This window comes from Pseudomonas agronomica, assembly GCF_025917275.1.
GTDB classification, from domain to species: Bacteria; Pseudomonadota; Gammaproteobacteria; order Pseudomonadales; family Pseudomonadaceae; genus Aquipseudomonas; species Aquipseudomonas agronomica.
In genome coordinates this window covers 1-995 of record NZ_JAOSHO010000903.1, presented here as the reverse complement: position 1 = coordinate 995, position 995 = coordinate 1, and the positions used below count along the sequence as shown (strand labels likewise).

The following is a 995-nucleotide window of genomic DNA, read 5'->3' as shown; positions in this document are numbered from 1 at the left end:
TGTGGGAGCGAGCCTGCTCGCGAATCGGCCATGACAGACACCACGTTCTCCCAGGCCGAACGCGAAGCCGTCTACCGCGCTATCGCCGAGCGCCGCGACATGCGTCATTTCAGCGGCGGCACCGTTGAGCCGGCGCTGTTAGGCCGCCTGTTGGAAGCCGCGCACCAGGCTCCCAGCGTCGGGCTGATGCAACCGTGGCGATTCATCCGTATCAGCAATCGCAACTTGCGCGGCGAAATCCAGCATTTGGTGGAAGAAGAACGCATCCGCACCGCCGAAGCCTTGGGCGAACGCAGCGATGAGTTCATGAAGCTGAAGGTCGAAGGCATCCACGACTGTGCCGAAGTCCTGGTAGCGGCGTTGATGGACGACCGCGAGCGGCACATTTTCGGCCGCCGGACGTTGCCGGAAATGGATTTGGCCTCGCTGTCCTGTGCCATCCAGAATTTATGGCTCGCGGCCCGCGTCGAAGGGCTGGGGATGGGTTGGGTGTCGTTGTTCGAGCCCCAGGCGCTGGCGGATCTGCTGGGTTTGCCCACAGGCGCCAAGCCCCTGGCGATTCTCTGCCTTGGCCCAGTCGAAGGTTTTTATCCGGCGCCGATGCTCGCCCTGGAAGGCTGGGCACAACCGCGTCCGCTCAATGAACTGCTTTATGAAAATCGCTGGGGAGTGCGCCCATGAGCGTAGCGTTGCTCAGCGCCGCCGCGGTGGCGCTGGATGCGTTGCTGGGCGAGCCCCGGCGTTGGCATCCGCTGATGGCATTCGGTGGTTTCGCCAATCGCATCGAACAACGTTTCAATTCCGGTGGGCGTGGCTGGCGCAGTCACGGTGTCACGGCGTGGATCATCGCCGTGCTGCCCTTGACCTTGCTGGCCACGGCGTTGTCCTGGGCACCCTTGGTGGGCTGGCTGGTGGACATCCTCGCGTTGTACTGCGCCCTGGGCCTGCGCAGCCTGGGCGAGCATGTCGAGCCGGTGGCGCGGGCGTTGCGCAGT

2 protein-coding genes are annotated in these 995 nt (G+C 64.3%); both read left to right on the top strand.

Features of this window, described 5'->3' with window-relative positions; translation table 11 throughout:
• The first annotated feature begins 30 nt into the window (after positions 1-30).
• Positions 31-681, top strand: a complete 651-nt coding sequence (gene bluB / locus OC610_RS28015; protein ID WP_264432860.1) for a 5,6-dimethylbenzimidazole synthase — start codon at positions 31-33, stop codon at positions 679-681.
• Positions 678-995, top strand: a 318-nt coding sequence (locus OC610_RS28010) for a cobalamin biosynthesis protein (RefSeq protein ID WP_264432857.1), incomplete at its 3' end; no start/stop codon positions are given. The genes bluB and OC610_RS28010, both read left to right, overlap by 4 nt.

Coding starts and splice junctions, on each gene's coding strand:
- bluB (WP_264432860.1), top strand. CDS start 31: ATGACAGACACCACGTTCTCCCAGGCCGAACGCGAAGCCGTCTACCGC.